This window comes from Halorubrum kocurii JCM 14978 (genome assembly GCF_000337355.1).
GTDB classification, from domain to species: Archaea; Halobacteriota; Halobacteria; order Halobacteriales; family Haloferacaceae; genus Halorubrum; species Halorubrum kocurii.
On sequence record NZ_AOJH01000037.1, the window covers coordinates 54,035 to 80,090 of the forward strand.

Consider the following 26,056-nt stretch of genomic DNA (forward strand, 5'->3'; position numbering starts at 1 on the left):
ACATTCTCCGATTTGGCAAAGGTTAGGTGCTCAGGTTAGTTAGATTAGGTATGGATTTGGGCGTTCTCGGACTTGGAAGTGGAGGAAACAGAATTGTGGATTCAATGATACAAAAAGAGTTCACTGAGGGAAGTCATGTTATTTATGAAGCGATTGGAATCGACTCATCGAAATCAGATATCGCAGGACTCGAGTATATCTCTAAATCCAAGCGGGTTACAGTAGGTCTTTCTGAGGTCGGTGGACACGGTGTTGGTTCCAATCTCGAAATGGGATCAGATATCGTTAGTAATGAAGAACGGGAAATAGCATCGGCGATTAGTAATTCAATGTTAGAAGAAGTCGACGCATATCTTGTCGTAACCTGTGCTGGTGGTGGAATGGCTGGGGGTGCCTCAACGCTGATTGATTTATTCCGTGCAATCGACACGAAGCCAGTGTACGCAGCTGTCGTACTTCCTCATATGGGTGAAGGGGGACTGTGTGTTCTTAACGCGTGTCTAAATGTAAACACAATATATCCGAGTGCAGATGGCGTGTTTCTTTTTGACAACGGGCACTACTATGACAATGAATCGGACAATTTTCGGCGTGAAGATGCCACTGAGGCATTCTCAAGTCAACTTTTGGGGCTATTCTCATTTATAAATACAGAGTCAAAGGCTACTGGCAACGCATTGCTCCATGATGAGATCAATACGATGCTTGGGTCCCCCGGAATTGCGGCAGTTGGATGTGCTTCCACTACCGTTACCACTGGTTCCCAAGGTACAATTTCACGGTTCTTGGGGGAGGAGGCCAATATTGATCCTGATGAAGCAACTGAAGAACTAACTTCACTCACCAAAGCAGCAGCTGATGACGTTGGTGTATTAACAGCCTATGACAACGTCCCAACAGCCATATTTTTCATATCAGGTCCGCAGGAGTATTTGAACTCCGACGCGATCAGACTAGCGGAACAGAAAGTGGTAGATCCCAACATTACAGACGTCACAATTAGAACCACCGTTAATGACTCATCTACGCTCGAAGTTGTGGTCGGATTTGCAGGTATCACAGAGGCTCCGATACTTAATTGGCTAGAGCAGATTTATGACGAATCCGGTGAAAAATCCGGTACAACTGATTCTCGACCCCCCTTCCGCATTACTAATCACTCAAGCAATACTACTGAAAATCAGGATGATACAACGGGCTCAGTCCAACAACCAAAGGATGATACACCGACCACATCCGATGAGACAGTTACCCAAACAGAGGGTGCCGAACACACAGAACAATCTATTCCTGACCCATCAGATGTCCAAGGGGTTGATCGACCACCAGAGAGATCATTTGACGATGTAATTGGACTCTCTGATGTCAAAGAACGCATCAAAGAGGATGTACTGATCCCCGCGAGGGACGACCGATTCGATGAGTACGGAATCGGATCTGTAACAGGTGTGTTATTCCATGGACCGCCAGGAACAGGCAAAACGTACGTTGCAAAGGCAACCGCTGGTGAACTAGGTTACAATTATATGGAGGTTGATCCCTCCGATATCAAAAGTCAGTATGTCGGTGGTGGATCTGAGAATGTGAACGAGCTATTTGAGCGTGCGAAAACAGCCCAACCGACATTAATTTTTATTGATGAGATTGACTCTATCGCAGGCGAACGTTCCGAAACAGGTGGTATGACACAATCAGAGCGTAGCATGATAAATGAATTACTTGGAGAACTCTCTAAACTTAATGAGAGCGAAGATGACGTTATTGTTGTTGCTGCGACGAACACGCTCGACGATGTCGATACTGCAATTAAGCGGTCAGGGCGGTTTGATACGACAATTCATATCGGAGCTCCGGACTTCGAGACACGGTATGGTATTCTTCAATCAACGTTAGACGATGGTCCACCGAATGAACTCACCAATATCGATTCCGATGTCATCCGATCGAAGACCGACGGACTTGTCAGTAGCGACATGGCTGAGATCGGGAAATCGTCAATACGAAAGGCTCTTGCAGCATCTCAAGACGGATCAACGCCTGTTGTCAGAGTAGAATATTTACTCGAAAGTATCGAAGAGATAGTTTCGAAGCGCCAACAAGATAATTCGGCGGCAAAAATGATTCAGGAGCCTCCGGAAATCGATTTCAATGACGTTGCTGGCATGGATGGTTTAAAACGCAAACTCAGTCAAACAATCATTGACCCCGCAGAAAACCCGGAAAAATATGAACAATACGGATTAGACATTACAAACGGAGTGTTATTATACGGTCCTCCGGGCACCGGTAAAACGTATTTAAGCAAAGCTGTTGCTGGTGAGCTAGAATTCAATCTCATCAGTATTACTGCGTCTGATGTTGTAAGTAAATGGATCGGAGAAGGAACTCAGAATGTTGGTGAGTTGTTCGAGACTGCGCTTGACAACCAGCCATCTATCGTGTTCATTGACGAGATCGACGCTATTGCAAGCCAACGGGGTGGTGGAGATAGAATGCATCAAGATCAAAAACAGATTGTCAACGAGATTCTTACTGGGATGTCGGAGGTGCAGGGAGAGGATGTAGTAGTTATTGCTGCGACAAACCTTCGTTCTTCGCTCGATGATGCGCTTACACGCTCGGGACGATTTGACGAAACGATCGAAGTCCCACCACCAGACGATGAGGCACGCATAGAGATGCTCAAATATCACTTATCAGATCGACCACTTGCAACTGATAAAATAAACTGGGAAGAAATCAAGATGGTGAGCAGAAAGGATGCAAATGGTCATCCATACGTCGCTTCCGACATGAAACTCATCACAGAAACAGCTGCACGGGTGGCTATGAATCAAGGTTCGAAAATCACACAGGACCATCTTTGGCAGGCGATCGAAGATACTGACGCTAGCCATTCAACATATAATTGAGAATTTAAATATCATATCCTCTGACTGTAGTTGAATATCACCACGAATTGTTGCGCTATCAAGCAATATTGAGAACAAAATATCGGCGTGCTGCCATCATATCTCCACGGATCGTCGCGTCTCGCAAATCCATTGGGTGAGTTGTTTGCCCTCGGAGAATGTGATAAGACAGATCTAATGTAGGTAGTGTGACACCAACAAAACGATTTGGAGAATTGTTGTGAGCACTTTCCGATTCAGTTGGTGAATAAATACTATGTAAGAATGTCTCAGTGAGGTCTTCCTGCCGCCGAGCAGCATGCGTTGGTGAGATGTCATAAAGGCAATACTCTCCATCAGAAACAGCAGTGCGCGGACAATGCCACGTATCGTCTAGATAGGGGAATAGAGTGTCATCAGAAACATCATGAGTATAATTACAGGGCGTAGAAGCCATCTATCTTGTCTATTGATGGGTCAACGAGTGTCTAGTCGTTAATCACGGAGAGATTCAAATAAGCTTGACACCAGTCTCAGATTAAACAATACAAATCACTCTGAGTCTGTATGGCTGTCTCGAATCTCATGTTCATACTCGTCGACTGTAACACGAGACCCCTCTCGGGCGGGGTCTACCGGCGGATCTTCTGAGAGAAAAAACGCATCGTACCTCATATTTGGGCTAATATCGAGCGTTTCGCAGATCGCTTTGTACGTCTGATCTGAGTCGATCCACGCGACCATTGCCACACCGCGAATAGACGGTGAATCAGACATCGCTTGCCCCATTGACCCCGGAACATGAATTTCGTATTGGGGACCGTTCCCTGAGAGGTTCACTCGAACACACGCTTGTTCACTCTCCGGCGCGAACCGAAAACGGACATCATCAGCGTTGAGCTCTAATTCCGGATGTCGCTCAATAATTGACCACGTTGCTTTCCGGCGTTTCTCTTCGATTGAGTCCCCGGCGTAATCGGCATCGGACTCTTCATAACACAGTTCACACATACAACCTTTCCTACGTTAGAACACACTCAACGATATTCATTCGCCTGGCCTAGCTGCGTCTTGATAAAATCGAGCCGTGGTGAACTCAGCGAATCGGATTGTCACTCCTCATTCGACTCCGGACTGTCATCGACTAATCGCCAGATGAACTCGTCGTCATTCGCTTCAGTGATCTTCAGTCCAAGTGCATCTGCAAAAGTGTCTAACCACACTTTGTTTCTCTCACGACCTACTAAGAGACTCACTCGCCCCTCCCGGTCTAAGTCTACGCGTGTATCCATCCCAAATTCCTCAAAGAATCCTCGCTGGGCGGCAAACCAGTTGAGGGCGTCACGAACCGAACAGAACTCTGGTATCACCTGACCCATGTCGCTCGATTCAGGGGGCGATTCGATGACCTCCTCGACAACTCCGTCCTGATTTTCGGTCTCGTCCATGTCCACGACTAGTAATACCCGACACCGATGTCAGTGGGGTCATCTGTCTCGTGAGCTGAAGCCAAACTTGGATCAACGGTGTGAATCGCTTGCTCAAGATGCTGTTGTGCGATCAACTCGATGTCATCAGGCTGTGCTTCGGACATTGCGTACCGGGCGGCCTCATCGACGATCTTTGCCAGATCAGCTGCAACATACGGTGTCCCACCCGATGTTGTCTCTGTGAGGTGTTGAATCTCGTCCCAGTCGATTTCGGACGTATCCACCGGCCGGTCCGCCAGTTGCGTCTTGAGAATCTTCACACGGGCCGTCCCATCAGGCGGCGGTATTTCCACGCGTTCGCCGAGACGACCGGAGCGGGTGAGCGCGTCATCAATAATATCTGGCCGGTTCGTCGTCCCGATGACGAACACATCTGAATTGTCGAGAGTAGAAATCTGCGTCAAGAGTTCATTTACTGCTTGCTCTTCGGTGTTGCTCATTTGAATGCCACCGCGTGAACTCGCAATGGCATCGATCTCGTCGATGAACACGATCGCCGGCGAGACGTCTTTCGCCTTCTCGAATAGATCTTGAATGTTCTGTGCAGCCTCACCGACCCATTTGCTTACGATGTCGGATGCGGTAATCGGAAGGAACGAGCACCCGGCCTCTCCGGCGAGTGCTCTTGAAATATACGTCTTCCCCGTACCTGGTGGTCCGTACAATAGTACGCCGTTCGAAATCTCTAACCCGTACTGATCATACAGCTCTGGGTTCGTCAGGGGGTCGAGCAAGGTTTCTGTCAGTCGCTGTTTTGTCTCGTCCATTCCGCCGACCGCTGAGAAATCGATATCCGGTGTTTCGGTCAGGAACTCACCGGCAGTGTCAGCCGACTGTTTTTCGGTCACACCAGCCACCTGCTCCATGATTAAATCGGCAGACACGCATGGAACCTCGCCGCGGGCATTGCGACGGACACTCGCACGTTTCGATTTATCGACTACCTCAACGATATCGCTTGAAGACAGGTTCGTCGTTGCCTCAACGAACGCGTCGATAAACGTTGTATCCGTCCAAACCGGGTCGACGTCCCCATCAAACGATCTGAGTTCAGTTTCGAGGATCGCCAGCCGCGTCATCGCATCTGGCATTCCGATTTTGATCCGCGTGTCAAATCTCCCCGTCCGTTTCAACGCGGCATCGACTTGGTCTGGTCGGTTCGTTGCCCCGATTACGACCACGTCAGTATCCCGCTCGTTAATATCGCCGACGTGCCGGAGGAGTTGATTTACTGCTTCGGCACGTCCTTGGTGGAGACCAGAGTCCCGCTCCGGAGCAATACTATCGAGTTCGTCGAAAAACACGACACACGGCTGGTGCTCTTCTGCGAGTTCGAACACCTCCGCGATATTCTCTTGCGTCTGTCCGAACTCACTATCTCTAAGCAACCCGACGTCGACTTCGAAAAAGTTGTATGCTAATTCACCGGCTAGCGCAGTTGCGACATGCGTTTTCCCGGTTCCTGGCGGGCCGAATAACAGTAATCCGTTCGCTTTGCCGATGTCGTACTCGTCGAACTGTGGGTCGGTGAACGGTCTAATAATCTCCTCGCGGAGCTCTTGTTTCACGGCATGGAGCCCAGCGATCTCGCTGAAGTCTAGATCTGGGGGCGGGTCGATGTACTCGTTGTCTGGGGCAACCACAGCGTCGGGGTCGGAGTGAGGTGTCGATTGGGTTCCCGGGACAGGGTCGGGCTGGTTATCTGCGGCTGGGGAGGGCTTCACGTACTCGAAACGTGGAGTCCGCTGTGCGAGCTCGTTGAATGCAGTCGATGGTGACTTTCCGGGCCAGTATCGAATCGTTCGTTGTTCGCCTGCTGCTAACTCGATGCGTATCTGAAACTCATTGGTTTCCGCTTGAGCTCCCCAGGTGACGAATTCCTTGTCCGTCGCTTTTGTTGACGCGATATCGCACGTGACGGGAAATTCTTCGACAATACCAGCGACCTTGTCGGTCTCATTCCGGTTCTCGAAAGTCAAACGGATACAGCGTGGGTAGAGGCCGTCTCGCTTTTCGATCGATTTGTCGATCCAAATTCCACTTTGAACCGTCTCTACTGATAGTGCTTCGTCGTTGCTTCCCATCCGGTACCGAGTATCAACCGCTACACCAACATAATTCTACGGCACATGTCAAATCGTAAATCACCGAAATTGACCGTTCTAATACCACCGTGGCTCTCGGGGTCAAAATAATGCCGAGCAAGACAGAGAGGGCATTCTGTTAGATCTTTTCAGATACCCCGACAGTCTCCCGACGTTTTGAGGAGACTGTTCCACTCACACTGATTTTGTTTCTCACTTTCCCAGGCCTCCACACAGTTTTTAACACGCAGTAAGAGTGTCAAGTAGACGGTGACAACGAGTGGGTGTTGACAAATTTGACCTGTCTTCGCTAGTGGCTGCGGCTGAGCCTCGTGAATATATCATCACCTCAAAACACTCGGCTTTTGCTGATACTGATTCGGAGACTACTCAAATCCGGTGTGCGATCTGTGGGACACCGGATACAGACGCCCACAATTTGGCGATCGGATACGCAAATCCTGTCTGTAAGGCGTGTGATGAGTTAGCCGTTAACGAGGAAGGGACTGAACCGTGGACGGGATGGAAACCGGGGAACGAGCCTGACTCAGAGCCAGGCGTGATTCAGCTATCACCGGATCAAGGCGAAAACCCGGTTTATATTGCGGGCGTGAAATGCTGGCGTCGGTATCGATTTGGCGGGCACGTCACTCGACGTGACGCGTTTGATTGTGATTCCCTTAAGCAATTTCAGCAGAAACATCGGATAGACGGAGAATGGATTCACGCGTTTAATTCACCGAAGCCGAATGGTGTTTCGCTCTCGAAGGAAGTGTATCAGCAACTTCGGGATCGTGAACAAGAGGTACAGAGTCTACGTGATGAATTGGACCGTATTATTGAAGAAGGCAGTACAGAACTACGCTTCGAAGATATCCAACAGCGGGTACAAACTATTGGTGGCAAACTTCCACGCCAAGTTGAAAAAGAAGTGGATGGTGGGGAAGTGTCCCTGAAAGAGTATGCAACTAGCGTTAGACGTGCGCTAGCGTGGACTGAACATAACCGTCAAGATTTCCTTGGTCTTCACAGACGGTATTTTGAATCGGTATAAACCGAATCTGTCCCTTGCTGTAGGGTACTATCTGTTTATTTTCTCGGACCGGTTAGTTTCCACCTGACGCTCACGATCTTGGTGGAGTACCGTCATAGGTCATCCCCCCAGTTGAACGACGGTGTCTCCTCGTACACGTCTTCTCTGAGGTGTTCAAACAGTTTCGCGTATGTTAGTCCGAGGCCCCTTGCCACAGCCCATGGCCTGTGGTTATGCGCAAGGAGGTACAACCCCATCGCGCCGAGACCACGACTTGCGACACGCACCGGAATTCGCGGTCGAGCCTGGCCATGGACCCAGTACATTGCGGCGGTTTCGACGTCGTCACGATATCGCAGCGGGCCAACGAGCTCCTCTATTTGAGCCCAATCTGACGCACGGCTGCTCGCCCGGTCTGGCTTCCCGCAGAACGAAATGACACCGTCAAAGTCGCGGAGGTCGTCAGGAGTCAATTCGACTGTGTCCCCAGCAGAAGCGCCGATTGTCGCCACTGAGTCTCGCTTGAGGTCTGGGCATTGTTCCGTTGTTGCCGGCCACTTCGTTCCTTTCGGGGGCTGTTTTGTCGGCACGTAGTACACGCTAGTGGACGCGGCGAGCACAGTGCCATACGCGGCAGTAACCATGACGTTCATCTTATTCATCCCCGATTTCGCCCCTGTTGACGGCGAGCGCTAGTGAAACGACAATTATGGTTAGTGTCGGGGCGTCCGTTACGATATCTGCGACTTCGAGGCCGACCAGACACAACGCGATTGCGCAGCCGTTCTTGAATCGCTGAACGATGACGTAATCGAGTAACCCTGGGCCGCAGACAACGGTAGCAGCCACGACGGAGAGTCCGGCGAGGGAGGCGACCACTGACCGCAGTATAAGCACTCGCTCAGTAGCAACGACTGTCCATACCCAGTCTACAACTCCGTCGCCCGGGAGGAGAAGTGTTACTTCACCGCTCACAACACTCACGCCCGCGTCAAGAAGTAGTAAACAAATTAGCATCAATCCAATAGTCAGTAATGAGGGAACCCACTGCGGCGTCGAATTGTTAACAATTTCAAAAGCAATCACAAATAACACAATCATTGTGAGGACAGCGAACCCGTCAACCCAGAGTACAGCACGGGAAGCCGTCGCTATCGTTGCGGTAAGGGCTGCTGCGGGAAGTTGAACGGCTCCAATCAGAGCCACGATCTGTAGCCCCCGTGTCCTGTTCGTGGTGAGTTCTGCAAGGACGATAGCGACTGCCGCTGGCCCACCGAATACGACTACGCCAAGTGCAACTGAGCTCGAAAATGAACTCAGCGCTCCGGTAGCAACCATGGACGGGTAAATTCCCGCAAACGGGAGCAGCATCACTAACGCGAGTGCTTGGGCACCGCTGACTGCCATCAACTGCCTGACTGTGTTGAGACCGCCGCGGGTCGCCGAGAGGGCTGACAGACGGCTCACTGCCGGCCCTCCGTCGTACGGGTGACCTCAAGCTGGCTCGGAAGTAACGAATAGACTAGGAAGTACGCAGTTGCCGTTACGGCGGCGGTTGGAGACGATTCCACACCGGTAGGCATGGTGGAATGCACCATTGAGATATGCCGACCGACGGCAACTCGCGGGGCTTACAGCCAAGATGTGACTCTTGTAATATACAGTAGTACTGGCAGATTATATTAGTCTTCTGTCGGATCATCTGTTGGGCGTCACCAAGAACACTGTCACGACAACGCAGTCGTCTCTCGTACATCATCGAGAACAAGATCGATGATTATCAGGTAGACCCGGCGGTTCGTGACACGCCGATGCTCGTCGCGGTTGACGAGGCGCACAATTACTTAGCGAGTGCGAGCAGCCTCCGCGAAGAATACATTCTCCGACGGGCGCGCGTCGCTGTCAAGCAGGGCCGGAAGTACAAGCTTGGACTGTGTCTCATCACACAGAATCCGGATGACGTTGACGACGACGTGATCAAGCAAATCAATACGAACATTTTCCTCGGACTGAAGGCTGAGGTCGTCGATGACGTGCCGTCCATCCCTTCCGAGTTCAAGAAAGATCTTCCGAACTTCGGCAAAGGACAAGCTGTCGTGAAAGCACCGGATGTAGAGGCCGTTGAAGTGAAAGGTCTCCCGTACTGTGTCACCCGACACGGTAACTGATGATTCCGGCGTGTGGGACGTGCGATGCCTGTGCGTTCCGGCTTGAGGCGTTTCGGAATGCTGGGTCACGCGATCCGGTCGGGTATGCTGAGCGGCCGGAGTTTTCGTAACCCACGAGTCGATTTTACTCGTCCCAGAATGCCTCGATCCGTTCGTCAAGACGAGAGAGTACGGAGGCGAGCACGTCTCGCCACTCGGGTGGATACTCATCATCGTCGCCTGGTGTTGATGCATCCGGGGGCGGGTGAAAATGCTCGCGGGTGTTGTGATCGTTGGGGTGGCGATCCCATCGACACTCCCACGAATTGTTCGTCTGATACTGCTCGGCGTAGTGGATGCTGAAGTCGTCGGTCTCGAACCATCGGATTCGAAGTGACGCACGTGTGACTCCGCTAGGAAAGTACCCGAGGTCGTAGTCAGCAACGATAGCGTTTGGCGCATACGAAGGCCGTGTATGGACACTCTCGAATCGGGCGCTTCGGAGTAGGTGAGCAGCAATTCGGTCGAGAACTGCAGCATCGATTGGGCCAGTACTGGGTGGATCGCCCGGCTGCTCAGGCATCGATGTGACTGGGAGTGCTACCGGGGGCCGGGTGGTCACGTCGCGCCGCGTCGAGGAGCGCTGCTCGCTGTTCGAGTGTCTTCCACTCAGAGAGCGCCTCCCACGCGTCTTCAGTTGCTCTGTCTTGACTGGCGTCGACGAGAGAGACGTCGTTCGGATCGTCTGCGTCGAACTGTGTTCTGTACGCTTCGATCTCGTCAAGTGTGTCTGTAAGGAGGTCAACGATTTCCTGCTCGGAGTATTCGTCGCGGATACGATCGATGCGTCGCCACTGAAAGTACGCGTCGTTGCGCTCGTACCGGACGGGCCGCGCGTCGTGACGATGGACCATGCCCATCTCATCGAACCACGCGAGATAGTCTCGGGCAGTCTCAGTCCCGCAGTCAGCGAGGTCAGCGATCTCGGATACCTTTGTGGGGGTTCGAAGCCCGGTGATGACATCAAGGAGCCGTTCGCGGATCGGTCCGTCTTTGAGAAGCGTCTCAGGTGACTCAAGTTCGGTGAGGTCCGGCGGCGATTCCGCACCGTCGTACACTTCCTCAGGGATGTCAGTAACCTCCATTCGTGTCGCCTCGTTATTACAGACGTCGGTTCGAAGCGATATATATCTGTGGTCTACTGAATTAATTCTGTTTTACCGTAGCTTGGTATACCGTACGACATCAGGTAGTCGTGTTATCGGGATGAGGAGCCGGCGTGTGGGACGTGTGATATCTATGCGGCTTGAGGCGTTCCGGAATGCCGTGTCACGTGATCCGATTGGCTATGCTGAGCGGCCGGAATTTTCGCATTCATCGGCCAGTCCGCGTCCTGCTTTTGTAGCGGGGCTGTGTGTTCACCCTCTCGGTCGCATCCGACAGAACGCTTATTCGAGCGGTCCACGAAGAAAGAGTATGGCGAGTGCGACACGCGACGCATCCAACGGGGAAGGCGTCGAGTTCATTCACGAGGATGACGGCTCGATCACTGCGAGAGATATCGAGACCGGTGTCGCCTCCTTCGGCGAGACGAAAGCGGAAGCGCTCCGGATGCTTGCGGAGGCGATCGAACTTCACGAAGGTGGTGGTGAACCCGTCACCGATGAGGATCTCGAAGAGTGGGGTCTCGAAGAGACGGAGCCCGGTGACAAGGAGCTTCCCGAATTTATGCGGTGAATGGTCCGGACGAACTTCTCCGGGCGCGAGATTGCGTCTGTCCTCCACGACTTCGGGTACAAGCGTGTCGGTCGTGTCGGTAGTCACCTGAAAATGCGGTATGAATCACCAGATACGGACGAAGTCCGGATCGTGACTGTTCCTATGGCGTCAGAAGACGCGATCCCGACCGGGACACTACAGTCGATTGCTGACCAGTGTGGAGCCGACGACTTCCACGCGTGGTGTGAGTGGATCGACGAGCATCGGTGACGCTCCGCTCGACACCGACTCGTCGGCCGTTTATTCTCGCACACTCGGACCATTTCCCCAGATATCCTATTGCCGCTCGGCCTTTTACGACGTGTTTCAGCAGGCGATTGAGATTGGGAGGAGGAGCTGGCGTGCGGGACGTGTGATGTGTGTGTGTTCCGGCTTGAGGCGTTTCGGAATGCTGGGAGTCACGCGATCCGATTGCGTACGCTGAGCGGCCGGAGTTATCGTAGTCTGGCGGTCACCATCTGTAATCGTCGTGGGATAGTTCCTCCTTGGGATCAACGTTTTTCGGAAACCCATTGCCGTCAAGCGGTCTGAAAATATAGGAATCATCAAGATATCCATTGTTGACCGCTTCACGGAGCTGCGACAGCGACAGAGGTTTGCCTTTGTGTAGGCTCTCTAGGATTTCTGCCTCTGCAAGACCTGGGTCGCCGTATTTGAGATCAAGATCAAAATCAAGGATCTGATGGTCGTCAGCAAGCGATTTTTCGATGCCATCATACATCAGCGTTCGAAATAACTCATCCGTCGAGTGGTCTGTTGAGTCGGGAAGTCGTTGACAGAGTCGAAACGCGAACGCTATCAGGTCTTCTGTAGCGTCGAAGATTGCTTTGTCCTGCTCACCATTGTCAACCACAAGCTGTGTCACATCCCGGTCCTCAAGCTCCGTCGTGAGATATTCTAAATCGTACAGCGCGTTTCGAGTACGGTCTCGGATCCGTTGTCGGGTGTTCCGTTCACTGCCGTCTGTCAGATTTTTTCGGCCGGTCAGGTAGTCGCGGTCGTCTCGTGTCAGAATGCCCCGGTCACGATCTGGTGAAGTCCTCATCCGAATTAGAGTACACAAACAGATCTACATAAAATATCCCGCTTTTTCGTAATCGGAATCAGATTACGATGTTCTCGGTACAAACACCACACTACCCCGTTGTAGCTAGTACGCATGACACCGCTACAACCTGTAGAAATCGACCCGCGAGTGAGTTGCCCGATAGTCCTTGGGAACTATATGAGAGCCACCGGCTTCTTTTTTGAAATACACGAGACACATCTCATAACTGCTCGCCACAATGTAGCCCCGACGAGTGGGTCGCAACTGGAAACTGGCGATCTCGAGATGGGTTTCGAGATGCCCAACACCCACGGTAAGATTGACATCTACCTCCGATCTGACGACACATTCGACGTTGAAACTATTCTGTCCTCGGACATCCCGTATGCCACTATCGACTTACGTCTCGATGTCATCGCTATCCCATTACCGTTTGACCCAACAAATTATGGATATACTGTCTTTGGGCCCGATGATATCGACGATACTCATCCAAAATCACAAACGTTCGATACTATTGGATTTCCGGCCGACTCGTTCCCGACATTCGACGAGTACGACACCGATGCCTACGCCGAACAGATAAGTGGGCCATACAAACTCTCGACAGAGGGGCCAGTCCCTCCAGAAAAGTTACAAATTGATAATATTAAAAACGTCGCTGTCACCCACGTTAGCGGTGAACCTGGTGTTGATAGTGATTATGAGGGGTTAAGCGGAAGCCCAGTACTCGGCGATGGACTCGCAGGAATCCACACACTAAACCTCCCCGCGAAAGCTAAAGACCCAGAGACCGGGGAGCATACCGATAGTATGCTCACCTCATACTGGCGTGCCAATAGTTTCGTCCACTTGGTCGAACAGTACTGACCCAGGTACCGAGCGATTAGGGGGTGTGAACTGTCACATACTGAGTATTCCAACAGAGCTGGTGAGCCACGACTTCTACAGAATGGGTTAGAACTCGTCCTTTGACATCCTCCCCGCGCTGAAGCGCGAGGATTCCCCTCGTGACGGTCAGTCGTTCTGAGCCTGCCCGAGAGCGATATTCCCACCCGATGTGGTACTCTGGTGTGTGTACGCCTCGTTGGCTGTTGTCTCCACGGCGGAGGGCGGGTTATGATCCTCCCGCCAGTTGTGATTGTTCCACTTGAGGTACACAGGCCGTGCCATCGGCCCGACTTCGTTGTTCTGCTGTCTTAAGAACGATTCCGAAGCGGTGAGATCAGCGTGTCCTTCAAACCCGCACGGACACGTCACTGTATCCTGATGGCGAATTGTCTCCTCCCGCTCGCCACACTTCGGACACGTCTGACTCGTCCACGCCTCAGATTCCTCCTCTACCGAGATACCGTACTCTTCACATACGCACTCAACACGATCGATGAATCGGCGATATGCCCAGAAATTGTGTGTTTTCTCATTCACACGCGCTGACCAGTGTGTCGATAACACACCGGAGATATCGCCGACATATAGCGTTGACACGCCACTTTCGTACAGGCGCTCAACCAAATCGCGCGCAAGCGCATCTTGTACGTGATTCCGACGGTTTGTGCGTTTGCGATACAACCGCTCGATACGGCTGCTACTTTCTCGTTGATTCTCGAGGCGTGACTGATAGTACGCAATTTCTTCGGTGGTTTCGTGAAACCGCTCAAATTCATCGCGTCCACTGTAGAGGTACTGGTGACCGGTTGTTGTTGTGCAGGCGACGAGGTTGTTCGCGCCGACATCCAAGGCGGCCTCGTGAGAGGCCAGTGGTGAATCCAATCGAGAACCGTCTACAGTGATTGGTTGGAAAGCCCTGAATGAGTCAGCGGTTTCGTCGTACACGATTTCTAACCGGCCTTGCTCACCGCTCCACTTTGGATCACCTGTGAATTCGAGACGAAGGCGTTGGTTATGGTTCAATCCAAGCTCATCTTTGAGCTCGGACCCAATCGGCACTTCGAGCCGGGAGCGTTCTCCGATTTCGAGTGTGTACTGGTCGTTGCGGACGTACGTGCGAAGCACGCGCCCGTCTTCTTCGTTACCCCAGTACCCGGGTGGCGACGGTTTCTCATCGAGTTTCCCAGCGTGGTATTTCTCGTTGAGACTGAAGAACGACCGCCACGCTTCAGAGTTCTTTCGGATGATCTGTTGGGCAACGGAACTGCTGAGAACGCCTTTGTATTTACTTTCGAGTGTGCCGGTGTCAACCTCCCAGACACTATCATTAGTGTTTGAGAGGAATGATTGACGGCGAGCGTAGTTGGTTTCGTTCCAAAGACTTGCAGAAGCATCCAACCATCGAACGAACACCTCGCGCTCTTTTACAGAGCGTGGGCGAACGTCGAATTGATTGGATCGCTTCACACGAAATCAACACGAGTTATTTGTTTGTAAAGCTACGGAATTCGGTCGGATCCCCGGTCCTGCTATCGAACGTAGATTGTTCAAAAGTTGTCGGATTCATCCCCGGCGTGAACGGCGAGGCTTTCTCCTTGTCTCTCCGTAATTTGTCCATCTTGCATTGGACACAGAGGTCATCGAAAAAGCAAGAGACGTTATCGTACGGGCAGTCGCGGTCCTCGACGTTGACTGATAGGCGACGTTTTTCGTTTTTCCAAATCGACTCCCAGACGTCGATGTCCATGTCAGCTGAACTGAAGACCACTTCTTGCTCTCGGTCGATAATTTTCGCGGTGGTGACCTCGTGTTGATGTTCTTTGACGAGCGTTATCGCCTCCGTGTAGGATGAACACGGGATCACTCGTGTATCGGCATGGTCATCAACGAGTTTCACTCTGATTCGCCCGTCATACTCCTCGGTGGGCTCTATGTGATTTGTCATGACGCGTGAGTTCTCAAACCCCACGCAAAAGCATTCGTGTCTGGGCGTTTGGGCTCATTACCGTACAGGAGTCTCGTGCGTTTCCTTGCGCTCAGACTGGTCAGCAACAGTGTGCCTGTCGCCCTACGTGTATTGTGACGAGCGAGAGTTCAAAAGTCGGGGACGACGAGGATTTATAAGCATGAAAATCAGAATCATAGATATGCGACGCCCGAGAAAATTCATGCATCTGTATTCTGACGATGCTTAGGAATCTCTGGCAAGCTCACCCGATACCCCAAATCTTGGTATCATAGTCCTTTGATGACGCGGGGCCAGCGCGTCATCGGACGTCGCGTGTTTGCGGTGCGGACAGCGGTTAGCACGTGCTACCAATGACGCGACAACATACACCAACCGACGGCGGTAGTGACCAGAGCGATGAATATAGCGGCCGCTTCGAAACAATTGAAGCCAAAGCCAAAGAGGCGCTCAGACACGATGACCCGATAATGGATTGTAATATCTCGGTTAGTGCTCACAACCGAGATTATGATTCAGATCGGAACGTAGCTAATCACCTCATCAGAGCTGGTGAGGAGTGGATTGCGGTTCGAACGTGGTCTGAACCTAGTGACGAAGCTCGGCTCACAGTCACAGATTACGGTGAAACCCTTGAGACAGAAGTCTTGGAACTAGCAGAGGACCATGTTGCTGAACGGATCGCTAATGGAGCACTTGACGCGATCGACAGCCATGAAACGGTCGGGCGACCTGTAAAACCGTTCACTACCCTGGTTCGGTACGCTCCGGATGTTGCGGACGACCTCATAACGGCGTGGGAAACCGCAGCTGACCGCGTCGTCAGGGAACGGCTTTACCAGGGGCTTGCTGGGTGGACCGGACGCACTGCGTGGACCGCATATGAAGAGGAAGGCTTCTATTTTCAGGCAGAACAGGCAGCGACGCAATTTGTCGACGAGCACGTCCGCAAAGACGTAAATGAAGACGTGCAGACGACAATTCGGAACATCTGTAGGGAGGCATTGTATGTCGTGATCGTCCAACACCGCGACCCTCAAACCCCGAATATGCAATACGCAGCGGAGGTGACACTCACAGATTGACATCCTAGACGATTCGATTTGACAGCACCCTATGTTCTGATCGGGCACTGTGTGTCAGTATTACGCTGATTGATCTAGTAAGGTGGACGGTGCCCCGTGACGGAAAAATAGCGAGCTATCGACTACCTGAGTCTGTAATAGTACACCAGAACACCGAGAGCGACGCCCCCTGTTATCAACCGACGGGACCAGTACACGGAGAGGATGTCCCACATATGGAGATAGGGAACGGCGAGAGCGAAGGTTCCGATCAGAAAGGCGGCACCGATATCCCAAGCAGCGAAGCCGTTACCGCTCTGCTCCGGGGGTCTAATCGTATTGTGTACGAGGACTCCCGAGACCAATAACACCAGTAAGGAACTACTGATCACCAGCGGGAGGCCTGCCAGATTCCACCCGTCTGCGTGCCCCAGAGCCCCCGTTTGAAGAACATATGCTTCTCCCTCGTCTTCGACCACGGTATATAACTCGCTTTCATCGACATTGTGCCCCACGGCACCGTACTGAAATTCGTCGGGGACATCGGACTCGTAGTACTCATCGCAGATAAGTGTCCACTCATGGCAGAGAACTATCGTAAATGAGTCGCCCGCAGCAGACCGTGTCTTGTCGAACACCTCCTTGGCAACGGGAGACAGTTCATTATATTGGTAAACGCTCGTTTCGTCCGTAACCGCAGAGTGTTCAATCGATTCAATATCGTTAGCTCGTTCGACTATCTGATTATCGTAGTATCCGGCAAGTCCCGTATCGCTGTACGGCGATGAAATGGCTCCTGGGTAAGAAAAGATGAGACCGATGAGGGCCAACGCCATGGCGACCCGAATCAGACCGCGGACAGTCAAGCGATTCGATTCCTCAATGGAGGGCGGAATATTCATCGCCGTATATCCTCCCCTCAGTCGGTGAATATCTTCTGGCACTCCGCGTTACCATACAAGACGCCATCTGAAACTGGTGGCAACCACAGCGATCAGTTCGCACCCTTCACCCAACGGCTGTTTAAGACGATAATATATCTGAAGAATAGGAGCTCAACAAAGGCGCTTCAGACTACTCGTAGTAACTGACGCGCTCGATAACTTCCGCGAAAGCGACATTCTCGCGTACATCGGTAATCTCGATAGTAACACGCTCGGTCTGTTTAGTGTCGGGAACAATAACGACGAACCCGCGCTCAACACGGGTGATACCATCGCCTTGGTTGCCAATGTCTTCGATTTCGACGGTACGTTGTTCGCCCTCCTCAACAGGAGGCGTCTGTGGCGCTTGCTCGGGCTCCGGAGTAGCATCAGTGTTGGTTGCCTCGTTGGTCGCAGGTGCCGGGAGAACAGCCACACGGTACGTCTCGTCTGCCTGTAGCTCACCAAGGCGGAGTTCTTGCTCCGGTACCTCAACCACATATGACCCATCATGCTCTTCGACCTTGCCCGAGAACAGACACTGAAGTTCCTCTGAAATCTCCATTTGAATACCTTACACTGTAGACGCGATGAAGAGCACTTTATTCTGCTGTCTGCGACTACTCCGGGGCTACAACGTCCTCACACGTCGGACACTCGGTCCACACGCCCTCGGTGCCGTCGTTTTTCTCGTACTCAACAAGAATCCACGCTTCCGAGATCTCCCCACCACATTCCGGGCACCGACCGATCGAGGATTCGTCAGCGTTCATGGAAAGGGGGGAAGGAGCGTGTGACAGCGTTCCTTCCAAATGAATTTCACTCGGGAGAGAACCTAAGCCTTTGGCGGCTTTGCGGGTCGAACGCACAGAATTTCCGGAGAACACAGATCACCAGTAGCATTAACTCACAGCCACCAAAACGTTGGAACCCATGAGTGTCCGCACAGTACTTACTCGGCTACTGCCTGGTGACGGGACAGAGGTAGTCGTGGAGTGCCGCCAGTGCGGTGAGAATCTTGCGTCGGGCGCAGATGAGTGTCCCAACTGTGGATCAGATGAGATAGAGCGCTTTCAGATTTCAGAGTAGACTGCCGCGTTCGGGATACCTCAGTATTCTTCAGACAGATCATTGTCTGAACTGCTAGTCGCTGATGAGTGCGAATGCTCTGCTAATAAACCTACAGATTGGATTGGTGATTTTGTGTGAGATACAGGGAGCGAGTCGGTCAAGAGAAGCCGATCTCACTCGAGGAGTCAGGCCGTAAACAGCAGCAGCCAGATTGATTGGGCGACTGTCGGCTACGATTCGAATGATGCTCCGACTCCGTCAGCAACCGCTTGGAGATCAGCCTTCCGGAAGGTGGAGTCGTCGGCCGCCTCGGGCGACTCTGCGATGCCGACGTGCGCCCGGATGAGTCGGCGCATCTGCGGTGTTGAAGATTGCCCCGCCTCGCTGCCATCGACTCCGAGTGCCTCACAAATCGCTTGGAGCTCCTCCTTCGTGAACGACGCCTTGATTTCCCGTTCGAAGCGGCCCGTCGCCACTCGAATCGCGTTTTGAAGTTCTTGGACGGTCGGACTCATGACTCTCCACTCTCCGCTTATCCCCCTCAAAGTTCCTACTCAATTGCGGTGAGACGTTTCCAACGGTTCGGGCTTGCGACCCTTGTCCATCCCGCACGCAGCTTCTGTATCTCGCACAAGATCTCTAACACGATCGAAGTGTGTTGGTGACAGATGTAGATGAAACTGCTGTGTTGAATAGATGCTGAGTCACGGTTACAGCGGCTCACACAGTGGTTCTATGTTGGTGATGGCGAACATCAAGACGATTTCACGGAACTGCCGATACCAGCCCAGCGCTCGCACGGCGTCGCCGAGCGAGCGCTTCGTTGTCGAGTACGATGTTTCGGCCATCCACCGCTGAGAGTAGCCCTTCGCTCGGTTGAGTGCGTTATTCGCAGCTGCGTTCGCTGACGAGCCGCGGTAATGAACAAGGTACTCAAGGTCATGTGCGGCGATTTCGTACTCGGTATGCCAGTCTTGGAAGCCGTTGTCGGCGGCGACAGACTGCAGGTCGTCCGCGTTTCGGCGGACGACCTGCGGTCCAGTCTTCGTATCATGCTTCCACCGAGCTGCGATGTGAACATCAAGAACGGCAAGCGATTCCACATCAGTCAATGTCGTCACTTTCAGCGTCTGTATCGTCCGTCCTGCCCGCTGACGAAAGTACGATGACGCACGTCGGCGATCGAAGAACGTGCTGTCGAGAGCGGCGTGGCCAGACTGCGGGTGCTGCTGCGCGTTTCCGCGCAGCAGCACCCGCCATACCCACATTTTCAGGCGATCAAACGATTTGTAGATCGTACTGTAGTCTGGGAGATCGTCTCGATCTAAGCCGAGGACGTTACGAATCTCAGCCATGTACTTCAGCCGATTCGGCGTTTCACGATAGCTGTGGCCGTCTTCGAGCCGAAAACAGTGTAGCACAACGTGTTTCCAGCGGGCAAACCCGCCGCTGGCGGGTTCGCCCGCGTGCTTTCCCAACGCTTGTTTGACTAGGCGACGACACTGCTCAACGAAGTCGAGGAGATCGACTTCCATGGACAGAATCGATTTCCTCGGCTTCGTCCTTCTACCCCGTGATACAAGTCGATAAGATCGCTATTCAACACAGCAGATGAAACTGGGCTGTAATCACTGTATAGAGTTTGACGAACTTGTTGCCCCACTACGGAACTTCATCAACGGAATCACGGAGCCCATCTGGGGTAGACCATGCGAAGCACCGGTCGTGGAGTTCGAAGAGACGGAATTCGTTGAGGTGGACCCAGCTGTATGAGACCGGTGCGTGCTCGCTGTCTTCTCGATCCGCCAATCGGTCGATGACCGCCGCTGCTGTGAGATCGATATTGTTCTTGGTGGCGGCAGTGGTGAGCGAGTCGATCTCATCTTCGATGGCAGCGTCGTCGAGATCGTCGTTGAAATAAATAGTCGCAGCTGCTGCGATGACATCGGCTTCCGTGTCGAGGTGCTGTTCGGTCATCCATGTGTAGTCCCGCGGTAGCACGTACGATTTGTCGAAATACGGCGTGGTACTGATTTTCCCAAGTTCGGTGACTTCACCGCCGGCGTCCTGTTCATACACAGCGACAATTGTGTCGGCATGCGTAGCGAGGAGAGTGAATCGAATGCGAAACACCGGAAGCCGATCGAGATCCAACTCCGGGAGATCACCCATCAAGAACGGGTACGTACCGAGCCGCTTGTCGAGTTCGTTCTGAACAATACGAAGCCGTCGGAGATACGGATCGCGGTAACTGCCGAGGATGAAATACGAGTCTTCGGGGGTATGGAGGTGTGGAAGTTCTTGGTTGGCAAACCCCAGTATATCCGATGTTTCGTGCGGTTCGAGTTCGAGACCTTGGAGCGCATCGTTCACGCTCTCCATGATCTCTGCCGCATTTGGGGGCGGACCGGGATCAGCCATACTGTGGGTTCCTCGACGAGGAAGCAAATAGCTTGCTAACTAATATGGTATATCTACTGATTTACCACATTGGTTGACCCAAAGTATTATTCGCATCGTCGAGGTATGCTTAAGCGACAGTATGAGCGACACCTCTGCCGCGACGGGTGACGGGCCGTTCGAAGAGCAGCGGCAGATCTACGACCTCCTGTCACAGGAAACGCGACACCTAATCCTACAGTTCATTCTTGGACACCCGGAGCATCTCCCGTCACTCGACGAGCTGGCCTACATGATGCCAAAGAACAAGGCCGCAATCCGGGACCAAGTGGAGGTACTCAGGGACAACGATATTATCGACTGCTATCAGCACCCGCCGAATGAGGACGCGCGCGATCTCCCCTCGCAGTTCTACGGCCTGACTGAACACGGTGTGGAGATTCTCTATGAGTACAAATATCTCCGCGGACTCCCCGTCGCGCGTGCCCTCTACGATAATACGCGGCTTTCTGAGAAAGCCCAACGGCACCGTGACGCATCACGTCCGGAACTCCCAGACGCAGTCCTCGACGCGCTCACAATTGACGCGGGTGACGACACCGAGTTCGACCGCTTGGAGCAGTATATCCGCGAGCGGAACGAGAGCACCCACAGCGTCGACGACCAGGTAACAGTGGCAAAAGCGTTCTACAACGCAGGTATCGATTCCGAAGCAGAGGGGATCAAGCGAGCAGAGCTGATCGACTCGCTTGCTGTTGATATCGAGTACCAACCGCGAACGGTGCTCAACCACCTCGTGGATATCGGAATCCTTGCGCAGACTGCGCCGCCCGGACCGGACGTCTTTGCGATCAGCGAGCGGCTTGACGACATCGTGAACGGGCAGGTGACTGAGGAAGCTGAAGCGAATTTGAATGCCCTCATCGCGCATATCGACGACGAACTACAGGTCACAGCGCTTTCCGAGGACGCTGCGGAGCAAGACGGACCACAGGCTCGTGTCTCAGCACCGTCCGTCGCCGTCGCCGACGGTGCCGGGCGAACAATTCGAAGTATCCTTGCCGCGGAATTCGGTATCGAACCAGAACAGACGATTGAGTACCTGCGGTCCGGTGACCCGGTGGAGCGGCTCAATACGGCTGTCGAAGCGATCGAATCCTCTGAAGAAGTGACGAAGTCGGAAGACTACGGACAGATCGTGTTCGTCCGGCCAGCGTACCGCTATCGGCTGACCGAGCAGGCGATCGATCTCGTGTCGTAGTCCGCGGGAGTTGGACAGTAAACTACCCCACCCTACTCCCTCGGCGCATACGCGCCTCGGTCCTTGAGGGTGGGGCTTTGATGTGAACTCCCGGCAATCAGTCACCAGCAATAGGCCGGTGACTCTCGCCGTTCAACGTCCCACCATTCACACGCAGGTCTACTTCTGCGTCTCCGCTCCCCGACTTGGGCGAGGAACGGAGTCTGTGTGTCCGCTTTCGGGCGTACCGTAGCCCGATATTCTTCGCACCGTTGTAATCCGCGTTCACCTCGTAGCCACACTTCTGGCAACAGAAGTGTTCTCCGTGGCGGTTGTCCTCGTGCGTGAACCCACAATCCGTCCGAGAACAGCGTTGAGATGTGTGGTTCGGCTCGACCTGCTCCACGGAAACCCCCTGTTCGGGCGCTTTGTAGGAGACGTACTCGTAGAGGCGTCGGAACGCCCAAACGTGGTGCCACTTCGCCTGCGGAAGCCGCTCTCGAATGTCGGTCAACTCCTCGAACACAATAACGTCGCAGTCGTGTTCGACAGCTTCCGCGACAAGTTCGTTAGCGACCGTGTGGATGTACTGTTTCCGCCACGCTTCTTCGCGCTTCCCGAGGCGAAGCAAGGCGTTGTGCGCGGCTTGTGTGCCGCGCTGTTGCATCTCACCACGCCGCTTCTCAAACTCACGGCACCAGTGGTCGTAGTTGTCTCCCTGCCAGAATGTACCGGTCGAGGAGACTGCCAACGAGTTGACGCCGAGGTCGATACCGAGGACCGTTTGGTCGGGGTGCCCGGTATCTTCCGAAACCTCTACGTCACCGTCTATCCGCCGCGTCGAGAGTTGGATGTAGAACTCGTCGTCCACCGCATCGTATCGAACCGTACTTTCGCGGAACTCGTAGTCCTCGGAGAGAACGTACCGCTCGTAGGGCGTCGGGCTGTCTGCCGGGAGAACGAACGATGGTTCTACCCGCCCCTCGACGGTTGCCAGCGATACCTTGTTGCGGTAGAAGGTCGCGCTCCGTGCGTCGTAGTCCATCGTTTCAGCGGTAAACGTCGGACAAGAGACACGCTGCCCTTTCTTCCACCGTTCGACACACGCTTTGACGGCTTCGACGGCGCGTTTGATGGCGGCTTGGACGAGTTGTGCCTGTAGGTCTGTCCCCTCTCGAAGTTCGGAGTAGAGTGCGTCACGAACCTGTCTCTTGTTGGTTCTGCACTCAGTGTAGGTGGTGTCGGACCAACAGTAGTCGGCGGTTCGGTTCGCGCAATACAGGTATTGCTCGGCAGTTCGGTGGAGTACATCACGTTGCTCGTCGGAAAGGTCGAGTTTCACGACGGCAGTTCGACGCACGTCCATAACTTCAGAGAGTACCTGACGGTACTTATACGCTTGGGAGTCAGTCGGTCGCAGTATGCCGGTTGTGTCGTACCATGTCGGTTTCCTCTCCGGCCTACTCACTCCCTTTGCTACGCTTCGGTCGCTCCTTGAGGCCGGAGGCTGCACCTCGAAAACGCTGAACCCGAACCCCCACAGTAACCGCTTGTGCGGAATTAGACCAGGATCAGACGGTAACGGCTGTCGCTAAGACGGTGAACGTCGGTCCTGTTGTCGCTCGTATGCTGCGAGCTGTTCGATCCGGTCATCTGTCGGCGGATGCGTCCGGAACAGCCAGCGTTCGAACCGATACAGCCGTTTTCGCAGCCACCAGTACGACGGCTCTCTGTTCCCGTCCGGACCGAGCATCACTTTCTCCAACTCTTCCGGTTCGAGCGGGAGGATCGAGAGCGACGAAATCCCCGACACCTCGCGTAGGTCCCGATTCGGCGTATCTGAAATGCTCCGGTCGAGTTTCGTGAGCGCAGTCGCAAGCACCGCAGGTGAGCCAGTCACCGCAACGGCGGCTCGATCTGCGGCTTGTTCTCGCGCCCGGGAGAGTCGGGCAGTCATCGCTTTCCCCGTTCCCCAGATGAGCGTCGAGACGAACCCAAGTGGAACGATGAGGATCGCAGCTCCACCCGGATTTTCGATGTCGGCAAGTCGCGTCCCGAGTCCGCGAGCGAGGATCACGGGGAGTGACACGGCCGTCATCACCATCGCATCCCGATTTTTCACGTGCGCGAGTTCGTGAGCGACGACCGCTTCAAGTTCGGCACGTCCGTCGATCGTGTCGAGCGTCCCGCGGGAGAGGACGAGATGGACGTTTTCCGGACGGAATCCGACAGCCAATGCTTCAGGAGTCTGTCGATCCGAAAGGGCGATCGTCGGAACGGGGACGTCGAGTTGTGCTGCGACGCGGGTCACCAACTCGTACAGCTCGGGCTCGGCCTCCTCGTCGATGCGGTCGGCGTCAGCGAGCCGTTCGATCGTGTCGACCTGTTTGTATTCGAGGTAGCCGATCGTCACCACGATCAACGCAGTGAGTCCTCCGGCGATCGATGACGCTTCTGAGATATCAAGAAACGAAAGTACACCGTAGAGAACAGCCCAAATCCCACAGAGAAACGCGATCGTGACAGCCACCATACCAAGAATTGTAACGGTCATCTGAACGGGAAGCGACCACCGTCGAGAGGGCATGGGTTTCCGATGGTTTGAGACACAGTAGTAAGTTCGGTTTGCTATGATTGTCTTCCCAACAGTCGGTTCTGTTGAAATCCTTAGAAAGCGATTATTTGTCTCAGTCGCGGTCAATACAACAGTCTCATTGATCGGCTATTTCATTCAGTTTTGTCTCTGAACAAGCGGATTTCAGCAGGACTGAGCATACATACCGCTCAATAGCTCACATACCAGCGGCTATCTACGTAGCACCCCCTTACGAATCTGTGCTCAGCACCTACCCCCATACGAATCCGGTTTGTGGATCGGCCATTTCGGTACGGACTATCGAATCCACCAGCGATCTGCGAAGAGACCCAGGAATGGTAGCTGACGGGCTACCTCAGTTCGCTGAGCGAGTCATAAACGAGAGGCTCTTCACAGCGCTTAATTCTCGGCGGCGAGCTCTATTACTGGGTGCTGCGACCGTTGCTGCGGGAGCTGTTGGGCTTACATCTGTCTCACTCCCTCGAACCGATGGTGGAACTGCGACTCCGATCGAACAGAGTTCTCCCGAGCCCACGACAGATCCGACGCTGATCGCTCATCGGGGCTTTGCGGGAGAGAACCCGGAAAATACGCGTCTAGCTGCGCGGGCAGCGACCCGAGAGAACGGGCCTGGTCGACAGGCTGATTTTGTTGAGATTGATGTCATCCCGACCGCCGACGGCGATGTCGTGGTGTTTCACGATGACGACCTTGCAGGCCGCGACGGTGAGGGAATGGGAATTACCGAGACATCGGGCGTTGTTTGGGAAACAGATACAGAAACAGTCACCAGCGCGGAGGTGCTCCAAAGTGGGGAAACGGTTCCGCGGCTAGGAGAATTACTCGAGTCGATCCCGTCGGCTGTCGGTGTAAATATCGAGTTGAAGAATCCTGGGAGTACTTCCCTCCGATTTGGCGAAAAACTGTCCGGCGAGGCGCTCGACGCTCAGAAAGCGGTCTGGCGTCCCTTCATTGACCGCGTCGTCGACATCGTAAGTACCCACGACCACGAGATTCTCTTTTCGTCGTTCTATGAAGCAGCGCTTGCCGTCGTAGCTGAACAGTCAACGGCGTCTGTCGCACCGATCCTCTGGGAGTCAGTCGACGATGGGGTCGCAATTGCCGAGGCGTACGACGCCGATGCGATCCATCCACCCGTAGCGATGATCCGTAACACTCCGTTCTTCGACCACGGACGCTTCGGTGAGACAGATTTGGTGCGAACGGCGCAGCGCCACGGATGGGATGTCAACGTTTGGACCGTCGAATCGTGGTATCAGGCCGATCGCCTCCTCGACGCAGGGGTCAACGGGCTCATCGCTGACTACTCTACCGTTCTCCCAAAGTGAGCGTTCGGCCGATACTAGCCCTAGCGACTCGTGGTTGGTATCGAGTCGCATAGAGTAATATATATCTCTGCTATCCAATATACG

Annotated in this window: 25 protein-coding genes and 4 pseudogenes; 12 read left to right on the plus strand and 17 right to left on the minus strand. The window is 53.5% G+C overall.

Annotated features, from left to right (window positions below; translation table 11 throughout):
* Positions 1–50: 50 nt before the first annotated feature.
* On the plus strand, positions 51–2,912 hold the full coding sequence (locus C468_RS17490) for an AAA family ATPase (protein WP_152422867.1): 2,862 nt from the start codon (positions 51–53) through the stop codon (positions 2,910–2,912).
* Between the two features lie 1,091 nt (positions 2,913–4,003).
* Here the strand turns inward: C468_RS17490 and C468_RS04800 are convergent.
* Both C468_RS04800 and C468_RS04805 read right to left on the minus strand, forming a co-directional pair.
* Entirely contained in the window at positions 4,004–4,339 is a 336-nt protein-coding gene (locus tag C468_RS04800) for a hypothetical protein (RefSeq protein ID WP_008847746.1), read from the minus strand.
* A gap of 8 nt (positions 4,340–4,347) precedes the next feature.
* On the minus strand, positions 4,348–6,465 hold the full coding sequence (locus C468_RS04805) for an AAA family ATPase (RefSeq protein ID WP_080510613.1): 2,118 nt from the start codon (positions 6,463–6,465) through the stop codon (positions 4,348–4,350).
* A 280-nt stretch (positions 6,466–6,745) separates the two neighbouring features.
* Between C468_RS04805 and C468_RS17980 the strand changes: the two genes are divergently transcribed.
* Positions 6,746–7,519, plus strand: a complete 774-nt coding sequence (locus C468_RS17980) for a hypothetical protein (protein ID WP_152422868.1) — start codon at positions 6,746–6,748, stop codon at positions 7,517–7,519.
* Positions 7,520–7,611: 92 nt separating this feature from the next.
* Here C468_RS17980 and C468_RS17985 read toward each other — a convergent pair whose 3' ends face one another.
* Together C468_RS17985 and C468_RS04815 are read right to left on the minus strand one after the other, a co-directional pair.
* Positions 7,612–8,151, minus strand: a complete 540-nt coding sequence (locus C468_RS17985; protein ID WP_152422869.1) for a hypothetical protein — start codon at positions 8,149–8,151, stop codon at positions 7,612–7,614.
* 1 nt (position 8,152) lies between these two features.
* On the minus strand, positions 8,153–8,965 hold the full coding sequence (locus C468_RS04815; protein ID WP_241430980.1) for a DUF5794 domain-containing protein: 813 nt from the start codon (positions 8,963–8,965) through the stop codon (positions 8,153–8,155).
* Between the two features lie 344 nt (positions 8,966–9,309).
* On the opposite strand from C468_RS04815, the gene C468_RS04820 reads away from it, so the two are divergent.
* Together C468_RS04820 and C468_RS18975 are read left to right on the plus strand one after the other, a co-directional pair.
* Complete coding sequence (locus tag C468_RS04820; protein ID WP_008847750.1) at positions 9,310–9,666, plus strand: ATP-binding protein; 357 nt, start codon at positions 9,310–9,312, stop codon at positions 9,664–9,666.
* Positions 9,667–9,671: 5 nt separating this feature from the next.
* Positions 9,672–9,776: pseudogene (locus tag C468_RS18975) on the plus strand (7-cyano-7-deazaguanine synthase QueC); the annotation flags it as partial.
* Between the two features lie 14 nt (positions 9,777–9,790).
* On the opposite strand, the gene C468_RS19320 reads toward C468_RS18975, so the two are convergent.
* Together C468_RS19320 and C468_RS04825 are read right to left on the minus strand one after the other, a co-directional pair.
* Positions 9,791–10,228, minus strand: a complete 438-nt coding sequence (locus C468_RS19320; protein ID WP_080510614.1) for a hypothetical protein — start codon at positions 10,226–10,228, stop codon at positions 9,791–9,793.
* Entirely contained in the window at positions 10,221–10,790 is a 570-nt protein-coding gene (locus C468_RS04825) for a DUF7342 family protein (RefSeq protein WP_008847751.1), read from the minus strand. Before C468_RS04825 ends, C468_RS19320 begins: the two co-directional genes overlap by 8 nt.
* Positions 10,791–10,871: 81 nt before the next feature.
* Here C468_RS04825 and C468_RS19175 point away from each other — a divergent pair.
* The 4 genes and pseudogenes from C468_RS19175 to C468_RS18980 form a co-directional block, all read left to right on the plus strand.
* Positions 10,872–11,016 (plus strand): annotated as a pseudogene (locus C468_RS19175) (7-cyano-7-deazaguanine synthase QueC); the annotation flags it as partial.
* Positions 11,017–11,121: 105 nt separating this feature from the next.
* A complete protein-coding gene (locus C468_RS04830) occupies positions 11,122–11,382 on the plus strand; it encodes a type II toxin-antitoxin system HicB family antitoxin (protein WP_008847752.1) in 261 nt (86 codons plus the stop codon).
* Entirely contained in the window at positions 11,383–11,634 is a 252-nt protein-coding gene (locus C468_RS04835) for a type II toxin-antitoxin system HicA family toxin (protein ID WP_008847753.1), read from the plus strand.
* A 117-nt stretch (positions 11,635–11,751) separates the two neighbouring features.
* Positions 11,752–11,867: pseudogene (locus C468_RS18980) on the plus strand (7-cyano-7-deazaguanine synthase QueC); the annotation flags it as partial.
* 8 nt (positions 11,868–11,875) lie between these two features.
* On the opposite strand, the gene C468_RS18000 reads toward C468_RS18980, so the two are convergent.
* Complete coding sequence (locus C468_RS18000; RefSeq protein WP_152422870.1) at positions 11,876–12,469, minus strand: hypothetical protein; 594 nt, start codon at positions 12,467–12,469, stop codon at positions 11,876–11,878.
* Between the two features lie 114 nt (positions 12,470–12,583).
* On the opposite strand from C468_RS18000, the gene C468_RS18005 reads away from it, so the two are divergent.
* Positions 12,584–13,342 (plus strand): hypothetical protein, encoded by a 759-nt coding sequence (locus C468_RS18005; protein WP_152422871.1) that lies wholly within the window; start codon positions 12,584–12,586, stop codon positions 13,340–13,342.
* A gap of 147 nt (positions 13,343–13,489) precedes the next feature.
* Here the strand turns inward: C468_RS18005 and C468_RS17510 are convergent, their stop codons facing one another.
* Positions 13,490–14,830: an RNA-guided endonuclease InsQ/TnpB family protein gene (locus C468_RS17510; protein ID WP_008847754.1), complete on the minus strand. Its 1,341-nt coding sequence runs from the start codon at positions 14,828–14,830 to the stop codon at positions 13,490–13,492.
* A 136-nt stretch (positions 14,831–14,966) separates the two neighbouring features.
* A pseudogene (locus C468_RS04840) lies at positions 14,967–15,308 on the minus strand (hypothetical protein); the annotation flags it as partial.
* A 374-nt stretch (positions 15,309–15,682) separates the two neighbouring features.
* Here C468_RS04840 and C468_RS18010 point away from each other — a divergent pair.
* Positions 15,683–16,414, plus strand: coding sequence for a hypothetical protein (locus C468_RS18010; protein WP_152422872.1), 732 nt, complete (start codon positions 15,683–15,685; stop codon positions 16,412–16,414).
* Between the two features lie 122 nt (positions 16,415–16,536).
* Here the strand turns inward: C468_RS18010 and C468_RS04850 are convergent, their stop codons facing one another.
* The 6 genes from C468_RS04850 to C468_RS04870 all read right to left on the minus strand — a co-directional run bounded on the left by C468_RS04850 (position 16,537) and on the right by C468_RS04870 (position 20,808).
* Positions 16,537–17,295, minus strand: a complete 759-nt coding sequence (locus tag C468_RS04850) for a hypothetical protein (RefSeq protein WP_008847757.1) — start codon at positions 17,293–17,295, stop codon at positions 16,537–16,539.
* A gap of 172 nt (positions 17,296–17,467) precedes the next feature.
* The gene (locus C468_RS04855; RefSeq protein ID WP_008847758.1) at positions 17,468–17,881 is read right to left on the minus strand and encodes a TRAM domain-containing protein; all 414 of its coding nucleotides are present in this window, start codon (positions 17,879–17,881) and stop codon (positions 17,468–17,470) included.
* 55 nt (positions 17,882–17,936) lie between these two features.
* Positions 17,937–18,089, minus strand: coding sequence for a DUF7837 family putative zinc-binding protein (locus C468_RS18520; RefSeq protein WP_008847759.1), 153 nt, complete (start codon positions 18,087–18,089; stop codon positions 17,937–17,939).
* A 528-nt stretch (positions 18,090–18,617) separates the two neighbouring features.
* Positions 18,618–18,902 (minus strand): hypothetical protein, encoded by a 285-nt coding sequence (locus C468_RS04860; protein WP_049912043.1) that lies wholly within the window; start codon positions 18,900–18,902, stop codon positions 18,618–18,620.
* A gap of 195 nt (positions 18,903–19,097) precedes the next feature.
* A complete protein-coding gene (locus tag C468_RS04865; protein ID WP_008847761.1) occupies positions 19,098–19,922 on the minus strand; it encodes an IS5 family transposase in 825 nt (274 codons plus the stop codon).
* A 127-nt stretch (positions 19,923–20,049) separates the two neighbouring features.
* On the minus strand, positions 20,050–20,808 hold the full coding sequence (locus C468_RS04870; protein ID WP_008847762.1) for a hypothetical protein: 759 nt from the start codon (positions 20,806–20,808) through the stop codon (positions 20,050–20,052).
* Positions 20,809–20,929: 121 nt separating this feature from the next.
* Here C468_RS04870 and C468_RS04875 point away from each other — a divergent pair, with 121 nt between their 5' ends.
* Entirely contained in the window at positions 20,930–22,048 is a 1,119-nt protein-coding gene (locus C468_RS04875) for a hypothetical protein (protein ID WP_008847763.1), read from the plus strand.
* A gap of 97 nt (positions 22,049–22,145) precedes the next feature.
* Here C468_RS04875 and C468_RS04880 read toward each other — a convergent pair whose 3' ends face one another.
* Positions 22,146–23,393: an RNA-guided endonuclease InsQ/TnpB family protein gene (locus C468_RS04880; protein WP_049912045.1), complete on the minus strand. Its 1,248-nt coding sequence runs from the start codon at positions 23,391–23,393 to the stop codon at positions 22,146–22,148.
* A gap of 225 nt (positions 23,394–23,618) precedes the next feature.
* The gene (locus tag C468_RS04885; RefSeq protein ID WP_049912047.1) at positions 23,619–24,614 is read right to left on the minus strand and encodes a M48 family metalloprotease; all 996 of its coding nucleotides are present in this window, start codon (positions 24,612–24,614) and stop codon (positions 23,619–23,621) included.
* A 344-nt stretch (positions 24,615–24,958) separates the two neighbouring features.
* Here C468_RS04885 and C468_RS04890 point away from each other — a divergent pair, with 344 nt between their 5' ends.
* Positions 24,959–25,972, plus strand: a complete 1,014-nt coding sequence (locus C468_RS04890; protein ID WP_241430983.1) for a glycerophosphodiester phosphodiesterase — start codon at positions 24,959–24,961, stop codon at positions 25,970–25,972.
* Positions 25,973–26,056 lie beyond the last annotated feature (84 nt).